The sequence below is a fragment of the Ferrovibrio sp. genome, assembly GCF_041906005.1.
In the GTDB taxonomy this organism is placed as follows: domain Bacteria; phylum Pseudomonadota; class Alphaproteobacteria; order Ferrovibrionales; family Ferrovibrionaceae; genus Ferrovibrio.
In genome coordinates, this window is record NZ_JAYRJY010000001.1 from 441,665 (window position 1) to 460,991 (window position 19,327).

Here is a 19,327-nt window from a genome sequence, read left to right on the forward strand (position 1 = left end):
CCTGATAGAGTTGCGGCATAAAAACACGCTTCTCAAACCCAGGCCAGACATGCACGCCAAGCTTCCCACCGCCCCGGCCGCCGCCCAGCCACCTGCTGCTGCACCGGCCGCCCCCTGCCCGCCCGAGGCCGAGGATGGTGCCGCTTTGCCGCTCGACCGGCTGGTGAATGCCACGCTGGCGAAGATGTCGCTCGGCATCTCGCCGCTGGCCCTGCCGGCGGCCTATCTGGACTGGGCGATGCACCTGGCGCTCTCGCCCGGCAAGCAGGCCGAGCTGGGGCACAAGGCGCTGCGCAAGATGTTGCGCTTCGCCCTTTATGCCAACAGCGGCATGGGCCAGGACCAGAGCGAAACCTGCATCAAGCCGTTGCCGCAGGATCGCCGCTTCGCCGATCCGGCCTGGCAGAAACCGCCCTTCAACTTCATCTACCAGTCCTTCCTGCTGGCCCAGCAATGGCTGCACAACGCCACCACCGGCGTGCGCGGCGTGTCGAAGCACCATGAGCAGGTGGTCGAATTCGCCACGCGCCAGATCTTCGATATCTTCTCGCCCAGCAACAATCTGCTGACCAATCCGGTGGCCCTGCAGCGCACGATCAACGAAGGCGGCATGAACCTGGTGCGCGGCTTCGGCAACTTCGTCGAGGACCTGCAGCGCAACCTGGCCGGCAAGCCGCCGGTGGGCGCGGAGGATTTTCGCGTGGGCGAGACCGTGGCGGTCACACCGGGCCAGGTGGTGTTCCGCAACCGCCTCATAGAAGTGATCCAGTATGCGCCAAGCACAGATACAGTACAGGCCGAGCCGGTGCTGCTGGTGCCGGCCTGGATCATGAAATACTACATCCTTGATTTGTCGGCGCGGAATTCGATGGTGCGCCATCTGGTCGAGCGCGGCCATACCGTGTTCATGATCTCGTGGAAGAACCCGGGCTACGACGACCGCGAGCTGGGTTTCGACGATTACCGCAAACTGGGCGTGATGGCGGCGCTGGACGCCGTATCGGCGATCTGCCCGGAACGGAAGATCCACGGCGTGGGTTATTGCCTGGGCGGCACGCTGCTGTCTGTGGCCGCCGCCGCCATGGCGCGCGACGGCGACGAGCGCCTGGCCAGCCTGACCCTGCTGGCGGCGCAGACCGATTTCTCGGAAGCCGGCGAACTGACGCTGTTCATCGACGAGAACCAGGTGACCTTCCTGGAAGACATGATGTGGCAGCAGGGTTATCTGGATACCAAGCAGATGGCCGGCGCCTTCCAGTTGCTGCGCTCCAACGACCTGATCTGGTCGCAGATGATGCACGACTATATCGTGGGCGAACGCAGCGGCATGATCGATCTGATGGCCTGGAACGCCGACCAGACCCGCATGCCCTATCGCATGCACAGCGAATACCTGCGCGGATTGTTCCTCAACAACGATTTCGCGGAAGGGCGGATGCAGGTGGATGGCCGCGCGGTGGCGCTGACCGATATCCGCGTGCCGGTTTTCGCCGTGGGCACCGAGTTCGACCATGTCGCGCCCTGGCATTCGGTGTTCAAGATCGTGCGCCTGGCCGATACCGACGTGACCTTCCTGCTCACCTCGGGCGGTCACAATGCCGGCATCGTCAGCGAGCCGGGCAAGAACAACCGGCATTACCGGCTGGCCCATCACCCCGAACATGCGCCTTATGTGGACCCCGACCGCTGGCTGGCCGATACGCCGGCGCAATCCGGTTCGTGGTGGCCGGCCTGGTTCGACTGGCTGGCCCAGCACAGCAGCGCCCGCGTCGCGCCGCCAGAGATGGGCAATGCGGCCGCCGGCTACAAAGCCCTGGAGCCGGCACCCGGTTCTTACGTGCGCCAGCCCTGAGGCTTCAGCGATACAGCGTGTTGATGTAATCGGCGCCAAGGCCGATCTTGTCGTAATGCGCCTTGCACATGGCGATATACTGGTGCACGTCGAAATACCCGTTCGGCTCGCCGGCTTCGTCCAGCCAGATCAGCGGCCCGGTGACGATGAAGAACACCTTCATCGGGTCCTTGTGCTCGTAAGCCACCAGGGTATGGCCCTCGCCCGGCGTCTCGTAGACGAAATCGCCGGCTGTCGCCGTCCAGTCATGCTCCAGATAGCCCCATTTGCCCGAGATGGTGTAGGCGAATACCTCATGGGGATGATAATGCCGGTTCACCAGCCCGGCGCTTTTCGCCATCAGGATGTCGCACCACTTGTTCTGCGACGGCGAAATCCATAACGGCCGTGACGATACCGTGTCGGTGAAGGGCACATACAGCTTCTCGTCATCCGTCGGCGCGTTGGCGATATAGGCTTCGGGCAGCGCATCGGGCTGGAACACCTTGGCTATGGGCTTGAGGTCTTTCCAGAATTCGGTGGTGGCGCGTTCGGGCATGGGGTTCCTCCAATTATTTTGGCGGTCGTTTCTCAGATATGCATGCCGCCATCGGCCATGAAGACGCTGCCGGTGGAGAAGCTGCTCTGGTCGCTGGCCAGAAACAGCACCGACCGCGCGACTTCCTCAGGCCGGGCATGGCGGCCGAGCGGGATGATGGAATCGAGCAGCTTGGTGGCATCGCGGCCGATGGCGGCCGAAAGCCCCGTCTCGATCTCCTTCTGGAAGCCGTTGTCGATCGGCCCCGGCGCGATCACGTTGACACGGATGCCGCGCGGTGCGGCCTCTTTCGCCGCCGTGCGCATCAGGCCGATCACGGCATGCTTGGAGGTGGCATAGGCGCAGATGCCGGGATCGCTGGTCACGCCCACCACGCTGGAGGTGATGATGATGCTGCCGCCTTTCGCCATCCTGGGCAGGCCATATTTGCAGGCCAGGAAGGATGCGCGCACATTCACGGCCATCACCGCATCGAATACATCTTCCGGATATTCGGTGATCGGGCTGATCACGCCGCTGATCCCAGCATTGGAGAACAGCACGTCGATGCGGCCCCATTGCGCCATGGTGGCATCGATATAGCCGCGCGTGGCCGCCGCGTCGGCCACGTCGGCGGCGAACACCGCCACGCGGTCGGCCGGCGCGTTCAGCTCACGCCGCGCGGCTTCCAGCTCATCCTGCTTCAGGTCCACCAGCATGACGCGTCCGCCCTCGTGCAGGAAGGCGGCGGCGCTGGCCAGCCCAAGACTGCCGGCCGCGCCGGTGACGATGCAGACCCTGCCCTCCAGCAATGCCATGACGCCTCCGCTCAGATCGGGTAATGGCCAGGCTGGGTCTCAATGGTGATCCAGCGCAGTTCGGTGAATTCCTCGATGCCGGCCTTGCCGCCGAAGCGGCCGTAACCGGACGCCTTGGTGCCGCCGAAGGGCATCTGCGCCTCGTCATGCACGGTGGGGCCGTTGATGTGGCAGATGCCGCTTTCGATGCGGCGCGCCACGCCCATGGCGCGCGGGATGTCGCGGCTGAACACGGCGGCGGCCAGGCCGTATTCGGTATCGTTGGCGATGCGGATGGCATCTTCCTCGTCGCGCGCCCGCACCACGCAGGTGACCGGACCGAAGGATTCCTCGTGATAGATATTCATGTCGGGCGTGACGTGATCGAGCACGCTGGCCGACATGATGGCGCCATCGGCCTTGCCGCCGGCCACCAGCCTGGCGCCCTTGGCCACCGCGTCGTCGATCAGATGCACCACCTTCTCGGCCGCCTCGCGGCTGACCACGGCGCCCAGCGGCGTGTTGCCCTGGCGCGGATCGCCGGCCACCAGCGTCTGCGCCTTGGCGGCGAATTTGGCGACGAAGGCATCGCCGACCTTCTGGTCCACCACGATGCGCTCGGTGGACATACATATCTGGCCCTGGTTCATGAAGGCGCCGAAGGCGGCGGCCTTCACGGCCTCGTCCAGGTCGGCATCCTCCAGCACCAGGAACGGCGCCTTGCCGCCCAGTTCCAGCAGCACCGGCTTGAGATACCGCGCCGCCGTCTCGGCGATGATGCGGCCCACTTTCGTGGAGCCGGTGAAGTTGATGCGCCGCACCGCCGGATGGGCGATCAGGGCCTCCACCACTTTCGCGGCATCGGCCGGCGCATTGGTCACCACATTCACCACGCCGGGCGGCAGGCCGGCATCGGCCAGCGCTTCGGCGATCAGGCGATGGGTGCCGGGGCAGATCTCGGACGCCTTCAGCACCACGGTGTTGCCGCAGGCCAGCGGCATCGCCAGCGCGCGGGTGGCGAGGATCACCGGTGCGTTCCAGGGCGCGATGCCGAGGATGACGCCGACCGGCTGGCGCACCGCCATCGCCACGCAGCCCGGTTTGTCAGAGGGAATCACCTCGCCGCCGATCTGGGTGGTCATCGCCGCCGCCTCGCGCAGCATGCCCGAGGCCAGATGCACGTTGAAGCCGGCCCAGGCCGCCGTCGCCCCGGTTTCCTCGGCCATGCGGGCGATGAAATCCTTGGCCCGCGCCGCCAGCGCGTCGGCCGCCTTCAGCAGATGGGCGCGCCGCGCATTCGGCCCCAGCGCCGACCAGGCGGGAAAGGCCTTGGCCGCCGCCTCGGCGGCCTTGATCGCATCGGATACGTCGGCGGCCGCCGCGCGGCTGGCCACGGCGCCCGTCAGCGGGTTGTGGCGCTCGAAGGTACGGCCGCCGACGGCCGCGACATTCTTGCCGTCAATCAGCAGATCGATGGTGAACATGCTTGCTCTCCCTTGGTCTTCAATGTGTGCCTGCGGCGACACCCAGATAGGCGCGCTGCACCGCCGGATCGTCACGCAGTGCGGCAGCATTGCCCTGCCCCACGATGCGTCCGTTCTCGATCAGGTAGCCCCGGTCGGCGATGGCGAGGCTGCGTTTGGCATTCTGCTCGACCAGCAGCACGCCGATGCCGGCCTCGCGTACCTTTTCCAGGGCACCGAACAACTCGCCGCACATCAGCGGCGACAGGCCCAGCGACGGCTCGTCCAGCAGCAGAATGTCGGGCGCCGACATCAGGGCACGGCCGATGGCCACCATCTGCTGCTCGCCGCCGCTCATGGTCCGGGCGGCCTGGTTCATGCGCTCGGCCAGGCGGGGAAACAGCGTCAGCACGCCCTGCAGGTTCTCACTCTCCTTGGTGCGTGCGCGCTTGGCGAAGGCACCGAGCTGCAAGTTCTCGCGCACGGTCAGCTCGCCGAAGATGCCGCGGCCCTCGGGCACCAGCGCCAGTCCGGCCTCGACGATCTGGTGCGCGCCCAGCCGGCGCAGATTCTGCCCGGCCAGCGTGATGCGGGTATCGGCCGCCGTCGGCTGCAGGCCGCCGATTGCCCGCAGCAGCGAGGTCTTGCCGCTGCCATTGGCGCCGAGGATCACGACAATCTCGCGCGCACCAACATTGAGGCCCACGTTATCGAGGGCGCGGTGCTTGCCGTAGGACACCGAGAGGCTGGCGATCTCAAGCATCGGCATCCCCCAGATAGGCACGCACGACTTCCGGATCGGCCAGCACGGCGGAGGGCCTGCCATCGGCGATCTTGCGCCCGGCATTCATCACCACGCAGCGGTCGCAGAGCGAACGGATAGCATCCATCACATGCTCGACCATCAGGATGGCGATGCCTTCGGAACGCAGCGAGCGGATCAGGTCGATGCCCTGCAGCAGTTCGGTGGGATTGAGCCCGGCCAGCCATTCATCCAGCAGCAGAAGCTGCGGCTTCAGCGCCAGCGCTCGCGCCAGTTCCAAGCGCTTCTGGTCGATATAGGTGAGTTCGGTCGTCATCGTCTCGGCGCGGCCGGCCAGACCGACCCGGACCAGGATATCCCCGGCCTCGCGGGCGGCGGCATTCCCCCACAGATGCCGGGTGCCGAACGCGAGGCCGGCCAGCACATTCTCGCGGCACGACAGGGAGGCGAGCACGCGGACGAGCTGGAAGGTGCGGGCGACGCCCAGGCGGGCGATCCGGTGCGGGGCCAGGCCATGGATCGCCGCGCCGCGCAACTGGATCGTGCCGTCATTGGGTGCGAGCGCGCCCGAGATCATGTTCAGCACCGTGGTCTTGCCCGAGCCGTTCGGCCCGAGCAGGCCGAGTATCTCGCCGTCGTTCACCGTGAATTCCACGCCATCGACGGCAACGAGACCGCCAAAGCGGCGGGTGAGGCCGGAAACCTGCAGTAGCGGCTGCGCGCTCATGGCCGCTTCTCCCCGCCGAAACCTCGTATGGCGCCGCGTCCCTGCTCCAGCAGGCCGACGATGCCGCGCGGGATGGCGTACACGATCAGCATGAAGGCCAGACCGATCAGGATGCTGAAATGGTTCGGGAAGTTGGCGAGCAGGTATTCGAACAGCAGCGCCAGCGGCACCACGCCCAGTACCGGGCCATAGAGGCGGTGCACGCCGCCCAGCAGGGCCATGATCAGCACCTGGAACGATGTGACCGGGTTGAAGGCGATAGCCGGATCGATATAGGTCCAGCGTGGCGCCATCACCGCGCCAGAGAGCGTCATGAACACGGCGCTGAGGGCGAACAACGCCACCTTGGCCGTGGTGGTGTTGATGCCGACATGGCGCGCCACGGTTTCGTCGTCGCCGATCACCCGCAGCGCCAGGCCCAGCCGCGACCGCCGGATCAGGATGCCGCAGAGGAAAACCAGCACGGCCAGACCGAGAAGCTGCCAGTAGATCTGCTCGGTGGTGATGTCGATGAACACATACCGCCCGAGGGTGCGGGTGATGTTGACCTCGTACCAGGTCACCAGCTGGCGGATCAGTTCCGCCAACCCAAAGGTGAAGATGACAAAATACACGCCCGAAAGGCGCAAAGTGGACAGACCGACCACCAGCGCGACGACCAGGCCGATGACCAACGCGATCAGCAGCACCAACGGCCAGGCGAGTACCTCGCCGAACACCGCCACCGTATAGGCGCCGATGCCGAAAAAGGCGACGGTGGCGAGCGAGACATAGCGCGTGGGACCAGAGAACAATGCCCAGGCGGTGGCCAGCACGGCGTAGTTCAGGATGCCGATCGCCAGCGACAGGCCATAGCCATCGGCAAAAAACGGCACCGCAGCCAATACGGTGACCGCGATCAGGGCCAGCGGCATACCCAGCAGGATCTGGCGGTTCATCGGCCGTCCCCGCCGAACAGGCCCTGCGGACGCACCAGCAGGATCAGCAGGAAGATCGTGTAGGTGGCGGCCAGCGTGAGGCCGGGATCGATCCAGGTGGCCACGAAGGTCTCGGTCAGGCCCAGGATGAGTCCGGCGACCAGCGCGCCCAGCATGTTGCCCACGCCGCCCATGATCACGACGATCAGCGCCTTCATGGTGAAGACCACGCCGATATTGGCATTAAAGGTGAGGAACATCGAGATCAGCACGCCGCTGGCTGCGATCAGGCCGCCGCCCAGCGCAAAGGCAATCGCCGCCGTGGCGCGCACGTCGATGGCGACAAGTTGCGCCGCAACGGGATCGACGGCGACGGCGCGCACCGCCGTACCGGCCCGCGTGCGGGTCAAGCCCCAGTAGAGCACCAGTCCGATCACGGCGGCGAAGGCCAGCGCCAGCAGGCGGTTGGCCGCGAGGGTGACGCCCAGCACATTCACCGGGATGGCCAGGAACGAATAGCTGTAATAGGCGCCGCCAAACAGCACGAGCATCACACCCTGCACCACGAAGAGCAGGCCGAAGGTGGCCAGGATGCTGTCGACTTCCAGCGCGTCGCGGGTCTTCGCGCGGCGCACCAGCGGCACCAGCAGGATGCGGTAGATGGCATAGGTGATGATCATGGCGGCCGGCACGATCACGAGCATGCCGGCCAACGGCGGCAGCCCGGCGGCGGTGAAGAACCAGAAGGCCGCAAAGGCGGCGGCGATCAGCAATTCGCCATATGACAGGTTCATGATCCGCGCCACGCCATATTGCAGGGTCAGTCCCATGGCGACGAGGGCGTACATACCCCCCAGCGTGATGCCGGACAGCAACGCTTCAATGAACATCAAGCAGAACCTTCACACACACAGACCTGACGGGCCGGCATGCGGCAGGCGCTCCGGCGCCTGCCGCATCTCCGCTTACGGCTTCCAGGCCGGCTTTGGCACGACCATCTGGCCGGCGCCGGGCTTTTCGGGTGCGACGCCCGTGAAGAAGCCGTTCTGCCATTGGCCGATATACCAGAAGGCATCCTTCGGCATGTTGTTTTCCAGCTTGATCTTGCCGAGTACGGTGTCGAAGGTGCCGGTCTGCAGTTCCTTGATGATGGCCGGACGATCGATTTTGCCGACGCGCTCGATGGCCTGCTCAAGCATCTGCAGCGAGGCATAGCCGACCTGGCTGCCCCAGTAATCGGGGTCACGGCCATGCATGTCGTTATGCTTCTTGCGGTATTCCAGCGTCCCCTTGTTGTCGGGCGACCAGCCGCCAAGCGTCATGATGCCTTCGGTATTGGGGCCGAACTTCTGCGGATAGAGCGGAAAGGCCACGCCCACGCCGAGGAACATCACCTTGGGCGAGAAATTGGCGATCTTGGCCTGATCGGTGATCGCCAGCGTATCGGGCGGATAGCTGAAGGCAACGAAGGTATCGGCGCCCGAGCGCTGCGCTTCGCTGATCAGCGGCGACATATCCTGCGTGCCGATCGGATAGCTCTTGTCATAGACCAGCTTCAACCCGGCCTTGGCAAAGCCATCGCGGGCCGCCTTCGACAGATCGATGCCGAACCCATCGGCGATGCTGATCATGGCAACATCACCACTGATCTTGCCGGCTTTCTTCTGTTTGGCCAGCAGGTCGGCCAGCGCATGCACATACATCTCGCTGGTGCCGAGGAACCAGAAGCTGTTGGGCCAGCGTTTGGCCAGCGCCGGCGCCTGGTCGGTGACGGCGCTGAAGGTCAGTTGCGGATAGCCGTATTTATTGAAAACCGGGCCGACCGCGAGGTTCAGGCCGGTACCCCAGGGCGGGAACAGCAGATCGACCTTGTCCTGGGTCACCAGGCGCTCGACGGCACGCACGGCTTCTTCCGAATTCGAGCGGTCGTCGTATTCGACCACCTCAATCGGCACGCGCTTGTCGCCGAGCTTGAGGCCGCCCTTGTCGTTCACCTCTTTCACCCAGAGCTGGTAATTCGGAATCTGGGTGATGTTGGCGCCGCCGGCATTCGGGCCGGTTTTGGAAATCGCGTAGCCGATCTTGATCTTGTCCTGCGCCATCGCGGCCGTCGCCGCAACCGTGAGCAGGCCGACGGCCAGCACGGCCGATAGCGCTTGCAATCGTTTTTTCATGTTTACTCCTCCCATTGATCGCCTGCTCCGGCGGATGATCCGGGCGAGGCGTTTCTTTTCCCGCCAGGGGGGCGGCAGGAAATCCGGCACAGAAGTAACGCTGTTCGGTTCCGCTATCTTGCCTCAGAGTGAACTGGAACTTATCCCGGCGCGAATATCACCGCCGCCGTTATCGTGCTGCGACGCACATAATCATTCGTGCAGGATTGACCCGCCAACGCTCCGCCCGCTGACGGATGACCAGTCGTTCAGGAGCGAGACGGGATACCGGTCCCCGCGATTTCCAGAATCAGTTTGCGGCGGATCGCAGTGGCAAAGGCTTCGAAATCCCGGGCGGGCATGACAAAGGCGCCCGGTCCGCCAATCACATGGTCGCGGTAATACTCATCGATCTCGGGTTCCATATGCAGGATCGGCAGACCATTGATGACAATGCCACCGGCCACGGCACGGTCGCGCGCGGCATCGGGCGGCGGCCCGTTGTTGCTGCGTCCGTCACCCGAGACATCGATGACGCGCCGCACTGTCTCGAATGGAGTCTGCATCAGCAGTGCCTGGCCGAATTCAATCGCCCCACCTGGCGATGTGCCACCGCTGAAGATCATCCGCTCCGTTCGCTCCAATGCATGGGCAAAGGCCAGAATCTCGGTGTCGGCCTGCAGGATTGTCCAAGGCATGAGCTGCGCCTGCAACCGATAGCCCGACCACTGAAAATACATGACTGCGATGGCGCCATGGATGCCGGAGCGGATCGCCTTGATCACTTTGGGGTCGCGAAAAGCATCGCCGTATCCGCGCTGCTGCAGGGCATAATGCTCGTTCTGAACGCTGCCCGAGCAATCGGCGGCCAGCGCCAGCGCCATGTCGACCTTGCGCTGCTGGCCGTACAGGATGCCCGGAACGCCAAGCGCAAGACCTGCCAGGCTGGCCCCACCGGACAGAAAGCCGCGACGTTTGATCAGACGACGAGATAACAAGAATCATCCCCCCGCATTCCCGGATTCCATTCCCGGCCCGCATTGCCGCACTGGCCGGCATTGTAGGGATCAAGTATGTCGGCCGGGGCGAGATGGCGAAATTCGCCATTCACCGGATCGCGGATTGGCCGACAACCCACTGAAAACATTTACATTTATTACGATTGTTTGCTGTGGATAAATAATTTGGTAACCTTATCATTATGTCTAATATCACCGCCATTATTCCGTCTCTCCCCATTGAGCGTGCCTCCATGACCCTGAGCACGGGCGGCATGCCGAAATCGCGTGCCGAGATCGTCAGCGAAGGGCAGTTGCCGGGGGCGGAGACCATGCTGCAGAAGCTGCTGGAAGTGCGCGGCGAGATCGGCGGACCCGACAAGGCCAAGGCCGAACGCGAGGCCCCGGTTCGTGAATTCCATGGTGCGCCGATCACCTATGACGGCTTTGCCAATGCGCAGCGCCGCCCGCCCGCCGAATCGATCTTTCTGGTCGCCTGAACCGCGATATTCCCAGCCGAGCTTGTAAACTGAGGCGAAAGCCTTTATTCGCGGCTATCCGCGTCCTCTCCCGACCAGCGGCTCAGCATGCCCGGCCAGCCTGAAATCAGTTTTGTGATTCCGGTCTACAACAAGGCAGACATCCTGCCCCATGTTGTGGCGGCCCTGGCTGGGCAGCGACCGCCTGTTTCCGCCGAATATATCTTCGTCGATGATGCCTCGCGGGATGGCTCGGCCGACATCCTGCAGGCCCGGGCCGACGCCCTGCCCGGCCTTATGGTCATTCGCAACAGCGACAATGCCGGCCCCAGCCGGCGCCTGAACCAGGGTGCGGCCCAGGCGCGCGGTCGCTATCTGTGCCTGATCGATGCCGACGAACTGATTGCCCCGGATGCCGTGGCGACGATGCTGCGCCTGACGCAGGAACATCGCGCCGACATGGTGCATGGCAAAGTGGCCCCTACGGCCCAGGCGGCGGCCGATCTTCGCCCGCCGGCCATCGGCGGCAATCCCGCCCTTGAAGTCAGCGACCGCCCACTGACCACCATCCTGAGCGGCCGCGGCTTCGTGCGCATGGCGTGGCTGGTCGAGACCACCCTGTTCTGCGCCGCCGGCGGCTGTGACGAACGCCTGTTCATCCAGGATGAATCATTGCCGCTGCGCCTGGCACTGAAAGCCCGTCGGCTGATCGACCTGCAGGCCAACGTGATGTGGGCGCCGCGGGCGGAGACGCATCTCTCGGCCGACAAGCGGCAGCAGCACCATGACCGTTTCTTCGCCTATTACAATCTGCTGCATGCCGATGCCGGGCTGACACCGCAGGACCGCCGCAAGATCGCCGCAACCTGCGCCTCCATCGTGTGGAAGGCGGTGCGCAGGAGTGGATTGCAAATTGGTGTGGTGCCTGCATTTGCCGGCTATCTGGCCGCAAAGATCGGCCTGGACGTGTCAGGCCGCCATCTTGATCAGGCCGCCGTGGCATTCCACGCCATGCCGGGCATACGCAGGCCCTGACGCAATCAGGAATATCAGCATGATTTCACCCTATATCCCCGCCGCCAGCGACTGGACCGGCAAATTGCGGCAGATCAACCTGGGCCTGTTCGCCATTCTGCCGGCCATGTTGCTGTTCTGGCGCGGTGGCGCCGAGGTTGTGGTTGGGCTGATCGGGGTCAGTTACCTGGTCGTGCTGGCATCCCGCCGCACATGGCGTGTGGCGCTGTATCCGCCGATCCTGGCGCTGCTGGCCACATGGCTGGCACTCAACCTGCTGGTTTCGCCGCTGGCCGTCGATCCCGGAACCTCGTTCAGCCGCAGCCTGCTGTGGATCCGCTTCATCGTGCTGTTCGCCGCTGTCTCGACCTGGCTGGTGCAATCGCCGCGCGATGCAAGATGGGTCGTCATGGCCTGGGCGGCAACCATCGGCTTTGCGGTGCTCGATGGCCTGATCCAGCTCCTGCGCGGCGTCTCGCTGACGGGCCGGCCCATATCCGGCACTCGCCTGACCGGGCCGCTCGACCGGCCGAATATCGGCATGTTCGTCGCCCGCATCGGTTTTCCCCTGCTGATCGGCGCCGTTTTCCTGCTGATACATTCGCGCTCACGTTCGCTGGCGCGGATCGCCGGTGTTGCCGTTGCCGCAATGGCAGGCTTTGGGTTCATTCTGCTGACCGGCGAACGGGCCGCATCGCTGCTGACGCTGATCGCCATCCTGACCAGCCTTGGGCTGGCCATCCTGTTCGCGCCGCCGCGTTATCGGCTTTACGGTCTGCTGCTGGGAGTGGTTGCGATCGGCATCATGATTATTATCGGGCTGACCAGCCCCCGCATCCTGGCCCGGATCGACAGCCTGCTGGATGTGCTGAACAACTTCTGGGCTTCGCCCTATGGCGAATTGTTTGCCGCAGGCTTGCATGTCTGGCGGGAATACCCGCTGACCGGCGCCGGCATGAAGAATTTCCAGGCCGCCTGCCAGATCGTGCTGGGCGATACGCTGAAGGATGGTTGTCACCCCCACCCGCATAATGTCTACATCGAATGGCTGGCGGAAACCGGTATCGCCGGAAGCCTGGGCTTCGTCGCCTTCGTCATTTCGCTGGCGGGCGTGAGCATCGATCTGCTGAAGCAGCAGGCAGAAAACCGCATCATCGGCGCATTGACGGCAGGCTGCTTCATGCTGTTGCTCTTCCCCTTCACGGCCAGCCAGAGTTTCTTCAGCAACTGGCCGGCGATGCTGCTATGGGCCTCTTTATCCATGGCCGTGGCCACCGCCCGCCTGACGCATCGCCAGGAAAAAAGCGACGAGACCCTCTGACCATGGCAATCCTGGTGATCAAGCATTCGGCTCTGGGAGACATGATCCTCTCCCTGCCTTTGTTTCGCGCGATCCGCCGGCATCATCCGGGCGAACATATCGTGCTGCTGACAACGGCACCTTATGTCGACCTGATCCGGCGTTCCGGCCTGGTCGACGAGATCTGGACCGACATGCGACCCAAGCTGTGGCAGATCGAAGCCACATGGCGGCTGATCCGCCGTATCCGCGACACCCGCTTCAGCCGCGTGTACGACCTGCAGGGCAGCCAGCGGACAAAATGGTATTACCGGCTGCTGCGCCTGTCTGGCGCGCGACCGGAATGGGTGGGCAACGCGCCGGGTTGCGCATACCACATCCCCGATCCGACCGGGCCGATGCATATCACCGAACTGCGCCGGCAACAGCTTGCCCTGGTGGGCATCCCCGATCCGGGCCTGCCCGATCTGGATTTCCTGCAAAGCGACATCGCCGGATTCAACCTGCCGCCGCGTTATGCCTTGCTGGTGCCGGGCGGCGCGCCCCATCGCCCGGCCAAGCGCTGGCCGGCCGAGCATTTCGCGGCCCTGGGCAACCGGCTGCTGGCAAAGGGCCTGACACCCGTGCTGATCGGCCGCGCCGCCGAGCGGACGGAAATCGAGGCGATCAAGGCCGCCTGCCCCTCTGCCGTCGATCTGTGCGAGCGGACTTCGATTACCGATCTGGCCGCTTTAGGGCGGCAGGCCGCGCTGGCCATCGGCAACGATACCGGACCGATGCATATCATCGCGGCCAGCGGCTGTCCTTCGCTGGTGCTGTATTCCCAGGAATCCGATCCGCGCAAGGTGTCGCCGCGGGGCGACTGGGTCAGGCTGCTGCAACGGCCGAGCCTGCAGGACCTGTCGGTCGAGGACGCCGAGGCGGCATTGCCGCCCATGCGGTAATGCCGGTCAGATCCAGCCTCGATCAAAGCCAGCGCAGCGGCCAGCGCGGTCCCGGCCGCAAGTGGCTCCAGACGAACACCGCCGACAACATGATCAACAAGGCCGGCAGCAACGGATAGGCCAGAAACAGCCAGCTGCTTTTGAGATTCAGCACGATCAGCGGGTTGGCGCCCGCCGGTGGATGCATGATGTTGAGCAGGCGCATCGCAAGCGCGATCAGCGCGACGCCGGCCCCCATGGTCCAGATATTGCTGCCGAAGACCTGCAGCAGCGTGATGCCGATGGCCGCGCCCAGCAGATGCGATACCAGCACGGCCACCGGCCGGGCGCCTTCATGGGTGGGAAAACAGAACAGCAGGATCGCGGTACTGCCCAGCGACGTGAGCGCCAGCCCATGCTCGGCGTCGATCAGCCATAACACCGCCGCCAGGCTCGGCACGATCCCCACCGCCGCCCAGATCACGTCCAGTAACGCCGCACGCGTCATTCGCCATCCTCCGGCATAAATAACGGTAATGCCCGGCGTTCCTCCCCCGATGGCAGGGCCGCGGTCGGATCGGCGATCCATGCCGCCGTGTCGCGCCAGACCGTTTCAGCCTGCAGATCGCGCAACAGCATATGCCAACCGTTGCGATACACAAGAATACGCATGTCGATATCCGGCCGGGATTTCAGGCGTTCGACAAAACGCTCGACCGGCGGCCTGGGGATGATCTCGTCTTTCAGGCCGTACATCAGCAGAACAGGTAATCGCTCAGGCCGCGCCAGCGATGCCGCATCCATCAGGTTGACCAGGCCATGGATGGCGTCGACACGCGTGGCCTTGATGAACAGCGGATCGCGCGACAACCGGCGCAGCATCTCGATATTGTCGGAGGCCTGCACTTTCAATCCACGGCCGGTAAAGGTTTTCCATGGAATGGTATAACTGGTCGTCCACAGGGCGACCCGGTAGAGCAACGGCATGCTCTCCCGCCCCCAGACCGCAGGCGCCACCAGAACCACGCCATCGGGCCGGGCAGCTACGCGTTCCAATGCATGCAGCACCACGGCGCCGCCCATGCTCTCGCCCAGCCAATATAGCGGCAGGCCGGGATGGCGCTGGCGCAGCAAGGCGCTCAGCTCGGCCAGATCGTCGGCCAGCCGGTCCTGGCCAGGCCATAAACCACGATAAGGCGCCAGGCCAAAACCGCGCTGATCGGGCGCATAGGTGGCGATGCCATGGGCGGCCCACCATTCCGCCGCCTCGGTAAAGGCATTGCTGTAATCGTTGAAGCCATGCACCGCCAGCACCACGGCCTTTGGCTGCGGCGGCCTCCAGCGGCGCAGGGGTAATTCACGCCCGTCACTGGCCTGCCAGCCGGCATCATCTGCCGCAAGCCGAGGCGTTGCGACCATATCGCCGGGCGGTTGCAGGCGCGGCGCGCAGGCCACGCAGAGCAGAAGGGAAAAGAGCAGAACAACCGGCACCACACGCCGTGACAGGCGGCGTGGCAGGCGCTTGCGCGTCACGCGGCGCTACCGGCGGCACTGAGCCGCCCGGCCGGGAAGATCAGGGTTGCCGTGGTGCCGCTGCTTTTGCGGCTGGCCAGATGAATCCGGCCATCGTGCAATTCGATCAACCGCTTGGTGATCGGCAGGCCGAGACCGCTGCCGCCGGCTTCGCGGGCGCGCATGGAATCGCCCTGTGAGAAAGGCTCGAACACCTTCTGCAACTGGCGATCACTCATGCCGACACCGGTATCGCGCACGCGGATCGCCAGCTCGCCCTCGCCCAGCAGCGCGGCCGCGATTTCCACTTGGCCGCCTTCGGGTGTGAATTTGATCGCGTTGCTCAGAAGATTGAGCAGCATCTGGCGCACCAGCTTTTCATCGGCCTGCAAATGCGGCAGAATCGCGGGCACCGCGCGCTCCAGCACCACGCCCTTGCCCTGCGCGGTGACCGATACCATGTCGAGCGCGTGATCGATCGCCTGGCGGATATCGAACTGGCTTTCCATCAGTTCCAGCCGGCCCGCCTCGATACGCGACATATCCAACACGTCGTTGATCAGGGACAGCAGATGCTGGCCGCTTTTCACGATGCCATCGAGATAATCGTTGTAGCGTGCATTGCCGATCGGGCCGAAAATGCCCTGCCGCATGATATCGGAAAAACCGAGGATGGCGTTGAGCGGCGTGCGCAATTCGTGGCTCATGGTCGCCAGGAAATTCGATTTCGTGCGGCTGGCCTCCTCGGCCAGTCGGCGGGCGTTTTCCAGATCCGCCGTCATCGCGCGCATCTCGGCATGCGCGGCCTCGCTGGCGCGCAACTGCCGCATCAGCGCATAGGCGAAGCCAATCACCAGCAGCCATGTGGCGACGCCAGTGGCAATCATGACATTGTACAACCCGCCCAGCCTTTCGCGGGCATCGTCCACGCGGCGGATGCCGATGGCATTCACGCCGGCGGCAAAGGCGCTGAAATCCGCATCGAGCCGGCGCATCGACACGGCAACCACATCACCGGCCTGACGATTGCCGGCAAAGAGCGCGCCAAGCTGGCCTTCCCAGTTCCGCACGATCGGGTCGATCCGCGTCAGCAGCGCGCTGAGATCGGGATCGCCCATATAGGTGGCCGAGGCACGCCCGGTTTGCAGCAGGTCGAGGCGGCTGCGCAGGATATCGTAGCGCCGGCGCACCTCGTCCTCGGTGGCGCCGGGGGTGCGGTTCAGGTATTCCAGCAGGGCGGCACGGAAAGCCTGATGCTCGTTGCGGAACTGCGCCCCCTCCCAGACGATGTTCTGGAAGGAGAAGCGGTTATATTCGCGCTGCTGCACATAGAAATAGGCCGCCAGCACCAGCGACAGACCCACCACCGTCGCCACCAGCACCAGCACGAAACGGCGCCCGGCGCCAGCCAGCGCCTCGGGCCGGTCTTTGATCTGCTGCGGCAGGAAACGACGCGGCATCAGCGGACCTCGAGCCGGCGCAATTGCCAGACGGATCGCGCGTATATTCCATCGGCCTTGAGCGTGCGGTCGTGATCGTAGGGATAGATGATGAAGATCGGTCCCATGTCGCGCAGGGTCAGGTCGCGGTCATCGGCGCGCAGAGCCAGGATCACATCGTGCCGTTCGGCATCCTGCACCGGCAGCCGCGCGGTGTAGTCGTTATGCGCGGTAGCGAGCAGGCTGCTGCCGCGTGCCTGCACCTCAGACAGCAGCGTACGCAACAGCACGCCTTCAAACCGCATCACCTTCGGGTGCCACGGCGTCGAGGTCACCACTTCGGTCAGGCCAAGCTTTTCCAGCATGGCGCGATCGAAACGGGCTTCACCATTCTTGCTGTTGCTGCGGCCGATCTGCCCGGCAACGGTGAGCAGCACGTCGCCCTGCGGCGGCGGCAGCGGTTCGGCGGCCCGGGCCGGCCAAAGACCGGCCACGGCGACCATGATGGCAAGGGCCGGCATTGCGCGCCGCATCCAGCGGCACAGCGCCTGCCCGATCCTGCTCACTCTCAATCCCCCAACTCCGGCCGTGGCGGCGACATTCTGCCTACGCATCATGGGTTCGGAGTGGCACTGCCGCCGCAAAAAAGCAAGCGAACAGTCGTTTTTTGTGCCTAAAGCGTGCGAGTCAGGCCCCCATCGACATCGAGAATCGCACCCTGGAGGTAACCGGAAAGCGGCGAAGCGAGAAAAGCGACGGCCCGGGCAATTTCTACGGGTTCACCGAATCGCGCCACGCCCATCGCCTTCGGCATCTGCCGGGCCGCCTCGGCCTCGGACAGGCCCTTGTCCTGGGCGAAACTGCGGATGCGGGTCTGCAGGCGCTCGGTGGCGATGGTGCCGGGGTTGATGGCATTGACGCGCACCCCATCGCTCACGCCGCGATCGGCCAGCACCTTGGTCAGGTTCAGGCAGGCCGCATTCACCGAACCGCCGATGGCGAATTCCGCCGCGCCGGTGCGGCCACCGACGCCGACGATATTCACGATGGCACCCTGGCGCCGCATCAGCTGCGGCCAAGCCGCGCGGCTCAGGCGCATGGCGCCGAAGAACTTCATGGCATAACCATCGGCCCAGTCCTCGTCGCTGAGCGTGAGGAAGTCACCGCGCTTGGTGGCACCGGCATTGTTGACCACCAGATCGAGGCCGCCGAAATGCGCTGCCGCGGCGGCAACCACCTGCGCCGGCACGGCCGGATCGCGCAGATCGGCGGCCTGCACCAGGCATTCGGCCTTCAGGCCGGCCGCCAGTTGCTCGAGCTGGTCGCGCGAGCGCGCCGCCAGCACCAGCTTCATCCCTTCACCGGCAAGCGTCTCGGCAATCGCGCGGCCGATGCCGCGACTGGCCCCGGTGACGATGGCAACCTTGCCGGCTAACTGAAGATCCATGATGACGCGCCCTCCTGATGGCGTGGCCCTGATGGCGTTGCGTTGACCCTTTGGCTAATCTGGCCGGAATCGATAAACAAGGGAGGCGACATGTTCCGCAGCGATCTGTTCCAGGGCAAGCGTATTCTGATCACCGGCGGCGGCACCGGCCTGGGCAAGGCCATGGCCCGCCGCCTGATGGAACTGGGCGCCGAGCTGCATATCTGCGGCCGCCGCGAGGGCGTGCTGCAGGAGGCCGCGCAAGAACTGGCGGCGGCCACCGGCGGCAAGATCGTCTGCCATCCCTGCGATATCCGCGTGGCCCAGGCGGTGGACGAGATGGTGCAGGCGATCTGGCAGCAGCATGGCCCGCTGGATGGCCTGGTGAACAATGCCGCCGGCAACTTCATCGCCCGCAGCGAGGACCTGAGCCCGCGCGGCTTCGACGCCATCGCCAATATCGTGCTGCATGGCAGTTTCTATGTGACGCAGGCAGTGGGCAAACGCTGGATCGCCGAGAAGCGCGGCGGCAGCATCATCTCCATTGTCACCACCTGGGTCTGGACCGGCTCGGCCTTCGTGGTGCCATCGGCCATGTCGAAAGCCGGCATCGCCGCGATGACCCAGTCGCTGGCTGTGGAATGGGGACCGAAGGGCATCCGCCTCAATGCCATCGCGCCCGGCCCCTTCCCCACCGAAGGCATGACCAAACGCCTGGCGCCAACCGAGAAGCTGGAGAAGCAGATGATCGGCGCCATCCCGATGCGTCGCGTCGGCAAGATGTCGGAACTGGCCAACCTGGCCGCTTTCCTGCTCAGCGACGAAGTCGGTTACATCAGCGGCGAGGTGATCGCCATCGACGGCGCGCAATGGCTGAACACTGCCGGCGGCTTCGGCGGCCTCACCGAACTGTCCGACGCCGAATGGCAGGAAATCCGCGACAACATCGCCGCCACCAATGCGAAGGACAAAGCCCAGCGGACGGTCTAGCCATAAGCGGGACTGATCGCTGCCGATTGATTGTTTGCATGTAAAACCATAGGTATT

At 64.7% G+C, this 19,327-nt stretch carries 20 protein-coding genes; 6 read left to right on the top strand and 14 right to left on the bottom strand.

The genetic code is table 11. The annotated features are described in order from the left end of the window. Window positions 1-49: 49 nt before the first annotated feature. Window positions 50-1,852: a PHA/PHB synthase family protein gene (locus ACE3OO_RS02185; RefSeq protein WP_374299265.1), complete on the top strand. Its 1,803-nt coding sequence runs from the start codon at window positions 50-52 to the stop codon at window positions 1,850-1,852. 4 nt (window positions 1,853-1,856) lie between these two features. Here the strand turns inward: ACE3OO_RS02185 and ACE3OO_RS02190 are convergent, their stop codons facing one another. The 9 genes from ACE3OO_RS02190 to ACE3OO_RS02230 all read right to left on the bottom strand — a co-directional run bounded on the left by ACE3OO_RS02190 (window position 1,857) and on the right by ACE3OO_RS02230 (window position 10,187). After that, on the bottom strand, window positions 1,857-2,390 hold the full coding sequence (locus ACE3OO_RS02190; protein ID WP_374299267.1) for a 2,4'-dihydroxyacetophenone dioxygenase family protein: 534 nt from the start codon (window positions 2,388-2,390) through the stop codon (window positions 1,857-1,859). Window positions 2,391-2,422: 32 nt separating this feature from the next. Beyond that, window positions 2,423-3,187, bottom strand: coding sequence for an SDR family NAD(P)-dependent oxidoreductase (locus ACE3OO_RS02195; protein WP_374299269.1), 765 nt, complete (start codon window positions 3,185-3,187; stop codon window positions 2,423-2,425). Between the two features lie 11 nt (window positions 3,188-3,198). Continuing rightward, the gene (locus ACE3OO_RS02200) at window positions 3,199-4,650 is read right to left on the bottom strand and encodes an aldehyde dehydrogenase (protein WP_374299271.1); all 1,452 of its coding nucleotides are present in this window, start codon (window positions 4,648-4,650) and stop codon (window positions 3,199-3,201) included. 19 nt (window positions 4,651-4,669) lie between these two features. After that, window positions 4,670-5,392, bottom strand: coding sequence for an ABC transporter ATP-binding protein (locus ACE3OO_RS02205; RefSeq protein ID WP_374299273.1), 723 nt, complete (start codon window positions 5,390-5,392; stop codon window positions 4,670-4,672). Next, window positions 5,385-6,119 carry an ABC transporter ATP-binding protein gene (locus tag ACE3OO_RS02210; protein WP_374299275.1) on the bottom strand — a complete coding sequence of 245 codons (735 nt, stop codon included), beginning with the start codon at window positions 6,117-6,119 and terminating at the stop codon, window positions 5,385-5,387. The genes ACE3OO_RS02205 and ACE3OO_RS02210 overlap by 8 nt, the downstream gene beginning before the upstream one ends. Beyond that, entirely contained in the window at window positions 6,116-7,057 is a 942-nt protein-coding gene (locus ACE3OO_RS02215) for a branched-chain amino acid ABC transporter permease (protein ID WP_374299277.1), read from the bottom strand. Before ACE3OO_RS02215 ends, ACE3OO_RS02210 begins: the two co-directional genes overlap by 4 nt. Next, window positions 7,054-7,926 carry a branched-chain amino acid ABC transporter permease gene (locus tag ACE3OO_RS02220; protein WP_374304649.1) on the bottom strand — a complete coding sequence of 291 codons (873 nt, stop codon included), beginning with the start codon at window positions 7,924-7,926 and terminating at the stop codon, window positions 7,054-7,056. The genes ACE3OO_RS02215 and ACE3OO_RS02220 overlap by 4 nt, the downstream gene beginning before the upstream one ends. Window positions 7,927-8,001: 75 nt before the next feature. Then, a complete protein-coding gene (locus ACE3OO_RS02225; RefSeq protein WP_374299279.1) occupies window positions 8,002-9,210 on the bottom strand; it encodes an amino acid ABC transporter substrate-binding protein in 1,209 nt (402 codons plus the stop codon). Between the two features lie 248 nt (window positions 9,211-9,458). Beyond that, window positions 9,459-10,187 carry a DUF1194 domain-containing protein gene (locus ACE3OO_RS02230; protein ID WP_374299281.1) on the bottom strand — a complete coding sequence of 243 codons (729 nt, stop codon included), beginning with the start codon at window positions 10,185-10,187 and terminating at the stop codon, window positions 9,459-9,461. 254 nt (window positions 10,188-10,441) lie between these two features. Between ACE3OO_RS02230 and ACE3OO_RS02235 the strand changes: the two genes are divergently transcribed. The 4 genes from ACE3OO_RS02235 (at window position 10,442) to ACE3OO_RS02250 (ending at window position 13,924) form a co-directional block, all read left to right on the top strand. Then, window positions 10,442-10,687, top strand: coding sequence for a hypothetical protein (locus tag ACE3OO_RS02235; protein WP_374299282.1), 246 nt, complete (start codon window positions 10,442-10,444; stop codon window positions 10,685-10,687). An 87-nt stretch (window positions 10,688-10,774) separates the two neighbouring features. Beyond that, window positions 10,775-11,701, top strand: a complete 927-nt coding sequence (locus tag ACE3OO_RS02240) for a glycosyltransferase family 2 protein (protein WP_374299284.1) — start codon at window positions 10,775-10,777, stop codon at window positions 11,699-11,701. A gap of 19 nt (window positions 11,702-11,720) precedes the next feature. Further along, the gene (locus ACE3OO_RS02245) at window positions 11,721-13,001 is read left to right on the top strand and encodes an O-antigen ligase family protein (RefSeq protein WP_374299286.1); all 1,281 of its coding nucleotides are present in this window, start codon (window positions 11,721-11,723) and stop codon (window positions 12,999-13,001) included. 2 nt (window positions 13,002-13,003) lie between these two features. Continuing rightward, window positions 13,004-13,924, top strand: a complete 921-nt coding sequence (locus tag ACE3OO_RS02250) for a glycosyltransferase family 9 protein (protein ID WP_374299288.1) — start codon at window positions 13,004-13,006, stop codon at window positions 13,922-13,924. Window positions 13,925-13,946: 22 nt separating this feature from the next. On the opposite strand, the gene ACE3OO_RS02255 is transcribed toward ACE3OO_RS02250, so the two are convergent. The 5 genes from ACE3OO_RS02255 to ACE3OO_RS02275 form a co-directional block, all read right to left on the bottom strand. Further along, entirely contained in the window at window positions 13,947-14,411 is a 465-nt protein-coding gene (locus ACE3OO_RS02255) for an HPP family protein (RefSeq protein WP_374299290.1), read from the bottom strand. Next, window positions 14,408-15,436, bottom strand: coding sequence for a lysophospholipase (locus ACE3OO_RS02260; protein ID WP_374299292.1), 1,029 nt, complete (start codon window positions 15,434-15,436; stop codon window positions 14,408-14,410). Before ACE3OO_RS02260 ends, ACE3OO_RS02255 begins: the two co-directional genes overlap by 4 nt. Beyond that, window positions 15,433-16,875 carry a sensor histidine kinase gene (locus ACE3OO_RS02265; protein ID WP_374299294.1) on the bottom strand — a complete coding sequence of 481 codons (1,443 nt, stop codon included), beginning with the start codon at window positions 16,873-16,875 and terminating at the stop codon, window positions 15,433-15,435. The genes ACE3OO_RS02260 and ACE3OO_RS02265 overlap by 4 nt, the downstream gene beginning before the upstream one ends. Beyond that, window positions 16,875-17,420, bottom strand: coding sequence for a molybdopterin-dependent oxidoreductase (locus tag ACE3OO_RS02270; protein WP_374299296.1), 546 nt, complete (start codon window positions 17,418-17,420; stop codon window positions 16,875-16,877). The genes ACE3OO_RS02265 and ACE3OO_RS02270 overlap by 1 nt, the downstream gene beginning before the upstream one ends. A gap of 107 nt (window positions 17,421-17,527) precedes the next feature. Next, on the bottom strand, window positions 17,528-18,301 hold the full coding sequence (locus ACE3OO_RS02275) for an SDR family oxidoreductase (RefSeq protein WP_374299298.1): 774 nt from the start codon (window positions 18,299-18,301) through the stop codon (window positions 17,528-17,530). Window positions 18,302-18,391: 90 nt separating this feature from the next. Between ACE3OO_RS02275 and ACE3OO_RS02280 the strand changes: the two genes are divergently transcribed. Continuing rightward, complete coding sequence (locus ACE3OO_RS02280) at window positions 18,392-19,270, top strand: SDR family oxidoreductase (protein ID WP_374299300.1); 879 nt, start codon at window positions 18,392-18,394, stop codon at window positions 19,268-19,270. Window positions 19,271-19,327 lie beyond the last annotated feature (57 nt).